General features: G+C 29.8%; 7 protein-coding genes. All 7 read left to right on the forward strand.

Features of this window, described 5'->3' with window-relative positions; genetic code table 11:
- Nucleotides 1–188 (forward strand): hypothetical protein (locus QZZ11_RS06215; protein WP_292474519.1); only part of this gene is annotated, 188 nt, incomplete at its 5' end.
- 1 nt (nt 189) lies between these two features.
- On the forward strand, nt 190–603 hold the full coding sequence (locus tag QZZ11_RS06220; RefSeq protein WP_292474521.1) for a hypothetical protein: 414 nt from the start codon (nt 190–192) through the stop codon (nt 601–603).
- A gap of 2 nt (nt 604–605) precedes the next feature.
- Nucleotides 606–1,466, forward strand: a complete 861-nt coding sequence (locus tag QZZ11_RS06225; protein WP_292474523.1) for a hypothetical protein — start codon at nt 606–608, stop codon at nt 1,464–1,466.
- 11 nt (nt 1,467–1,477) lie between these two features.
- Nucleotides 1,478–1,888, forward strand: a complete 411-nt coding sequence (locus QZZ11_RS06230) for an adenylyltransferase/cytidyltransferase family protein (RefSeq protein WP_292474524.1) — start codon at nt 1,478–1,480, stop codon at nt 1,886–1,888.
- Nucleotides 1,881–2,069, forward strand: coding sequence for a hypothetical protein (locus QZZ11_RS06235; RefSeq protein WP_292474526.1), 189 nt, complete (start codon nt 1,881–1,883; stop codon nt 2,067–2,069). Before QZZ11_RS06230 ends, QZZ11_RS06235 begins: the two co-directional genes overlap by 8 nt.
- Nucleotides 2,069–2,512: a deoxyuridine 5'-triphosphate nucleotidohydrolase gene (locus tag QZZ11_RS06240; RefSeq protein ID WP_292474527.1), complete on the forward strand. Its 444-nt coding sequence runs from the start codon at nt 2,069–2,071 to the stop codon at nt 2,510–2,512. The genes QZZ11_RS06235 and QZZ11_RS06240 overlap by 1 nt, the downstream gene beginning before the upstream one ends.
- The coding region (locus tag QZZ11_RS06245) for a hypothetical protein (protein WP_292474529.1) at nt 2,512–2,845 on the forward strand (334 nt) is incomplete at its 3' end. The genes QZZ11_RS06240 and QZZ11_RS06245, both read left to right, overlap by 1 nt.

Consider the following 2,845-nt stretch of genomic DNA (forward strand, 5'->3'; position numbering starts at 1 on the left):
ATAGTAATTCAGTCCCAACATTAGGTCAGTATTCTAATGTATTAGATTTTGGAGATCTTAAGCTGGTATTAGAATCATCTTCTGAGGATTATATTAATTTAAGTTTTGGTGATCATCAGGCAGTTGTTTGTTTAAGAGGTAATATTTATAATATTATTCCAGAAATATCATATCACGGAAGGAGTTAGTATGGATAAATTCTCATTATTTGATTTAGAACAAGAAGAGGTTGATTCTAAATATACTGCTAAAATTTCTATTCCGCAGTATTTACCAAAAGCAGAATGTCCAAGTATCTATGAGTTAGTATCTACTATTAAGTATGATGAATTAGTATCTGATATAATTAATTCATCTGTTACTGATGAACAGAAAGAATTTCTTTTAAAAGCGGCAACAAGACATTTAGTATTTAATTATGCTAAAATTGCAGATTATTATGCTCATCAGGATAAAGAAATGCAAGAGCTCATGGAAAAATCAGCATTAGTATTGATAGATTTTGAAGATGCTATTGCTAATGGATATGCTAAATTGGATCATAGAATAGTAGATTTGGCATTGCAGCAGTATTCCGTTAAAGAAAAATTAGGTAAGGGTTAATCATGGTAAGAGATAATTTTGCTATATTTATTTTATCCCACGGTAGGCCAGATAATATTTATACAGTAGATACATTAAAAAAAGTAGGATATACTGGAAAGTATTATTTTATTCTTGATAATGAAGATCCAACTATAGATGGGTATAAAAGTAAATTTGGAGAAGATCATGTAGTCATTTTTGACAAAGCAGAAGCGGCTAAAAAATTTGATATTTATGATAATTTTGATGGTAGAAATGTAGTCGTTTTTGCAAGAAATGTTTGCTTTGATATAGCCAGAGATTTAGGGTTAGATTATTTTGCAGAATTTGAAGATGATTACCTTGAATTCAGATATAGATTTGAGTATAATAATTCTTTAAAGGCTATATCAATAGAAGATTTTGATTCAGTGTGTGAATATATGCTTGATTTTTTAGATGATACAAATGTTCGCACAGTAGCATTTGCTCAGGCTGGAGAAATGATTGGTGGCTTGGGTGGCGGCGTTTGGAAGAAGAAAGTTAAAAGAAAAGCTATGAATACTTTCTATTTCAAAGTAGGAAAACCAGAAGATGATTTTTATTTTCTTGGTAGATTTAATGACGACGTTAATGCTTACACTCTTCTTGGGCAGCGTGGAGAAATATTTTTACAGATTTCTAATGTTAATATGGCTCAAGTTGTAACTCAGTCTAAAGAAGGTGGAAATACTGAAGCATATAAAAAATATGGTACTTATGTTAAGTCATTTTATTCAATAATGGCTTGTCCTCATAGTATAGTATTAATGATGATGGGTACCGCGAGTCCAAGAATTCATCATTATATTAATTGGGAAACTTGCGTTCCAAAAATAATTAGTGATAGGTTTAAAAAATAAAGGAGAAAAGTATGAAAGTTGGAGTTTATCCTATGGTAGCTGATATTTTGCATACCGGACATATTTTGGCTATTGAGGAAGCAAAAAAGCATTGTGATTATTTAATTGTAGCTTTACATTGTTGTCCTGATTATAAGCAGCCAGTTCAGTCCATTTATGAAAGATTTATGCAGTTAAGAGCTGTTAAATGGGTTGATGAAGTAATTCCTTATGAAAATAAAAAAGATGCAGCAATTCTTTTACAAAGTCTAGATTATGATGTATATTTTTTAGGGGAGGATTATAAAGGAAAAGATTGGGAAAATTCTGATCTTATAAAATCTCTAAATAAAGAAATATTTTTTCTCTCTAGAAAACACACATTTAGTAGTACAAATTTAAAAATCAGGATTGTAGATAAGGAGATGAATATTAATGATTAGGTATGTGAAAACAGATAAGGGAATTATAGATACTGACTTTCTTTTTCCTCATATGGAGTGTTATATTCTTAAAGAAGACGGTCTTTATGTAGAAGAAATTCTTGGTAGAGTTTATAAGTACGCAGAAGTTATCGATGTTTCCAATAGGTTAGAAGACCTTTTAGATGAAAGTGCAAAATAATGTTTAAAAAGAGAAAAAGTATAAAAGTAAAATATTTTAATCCTAACTTACAAAAAATTGAAAAAATATCCAAGGGGGATTGGATTGATTTAAGAGCTTCAGAAGATGTTATTCTTAAAGCTGGTGAATTTAAACTAATTCCTCTTGGAGTGGGCATGATATTACCAGCTGGTTATGAAGCCCATGTGGTACCAAGAAGTAGTACATTTAAGAAATTTGGTATTATAGCTACAAATCATTTTGGAATAATAGATAATTCTTATTCTGGTGAAAAAGATGAATGGGTATTTCTAGCATACGCATTAAGAGATACACATATCCATGTCAATGATAGAATATGTCAGTTTAGAATTGAAAAAATTCAGCCAAAACTACAGTTAAAAGAAGTTAAACACTTAAAACAAAAAAGCCGTGGTGGTCTTGGAAGTACAGGGACTAATTAATGACTTCAAAGGGTAAATCATTTGAGGAAAAGTTCAGGGATGATTGGAAAAAATCATTTCCAGATGGTACTATTGATAGATTATATGATTCTATGTCTGGTTATCAGCATATTTCAACAGTAAGTGATTTTATATGTTATAATTATCCAAATATTTATTATATTGAATGTAAATCACATAAAGGAGCTAGTTTACCATTTACAAATATTACACAGTATGATAAAATAAAACAAAAGGTTGGGATAAAAGGAGTTAGAGCTGGCGTTGTACTTTGGTTATATGAAAAAGATAAGGTTTTTTATATACCAGTTTCTACTATTACAAAAATGAAAT

The organism is Methanosphaera sp. (assembly GCF_016282985.1).
Classification (GTDB): domain Archaea; phylum Methanobacteriota; class Methanobacteria; order Methanobacteriales; family Methanobacteriaceae; genus Methanosphaera.

Bases quoted from the DNA above. Each gene is read 5' to 3' on its own strand.
- QZZ11_RS06240 (WP_292474527.1), top strand. From the start codon at position 2,069: ATGTTTAAAAAGAGAAAAAGTATAAAAGTAAAATATTTTAATCCTAAC.
- QZZ11_RS06230 (WP_292474524.1), top strand. From the start codon at position 1,478: ATGAAAGTTGGAGTTTATCCTATGGTAGCTGATATTTTGCATACCGGA.
- QZZ11_RS06220 (WP_292474521.1), top strand. From the start codon at position 190: ATGGATAAATTCTCATTATTTGATTTAGAACAAGAAGAGGTTGATTCT.
- QZZ11_RS06225 (WP_292474523.1), top strand. From the start codon at position 606: ATGGTAAGAGATAATTTTGCTATATTTATTTTATCCCACGGTAGGCCA.
- QZZ11_RS06235 (WP_292474526.1), top strand. From the start codon at position 1,881: ATGATTAGGTATGTGAAAACAGATAAGGGAATTATAGATACTGACTTT.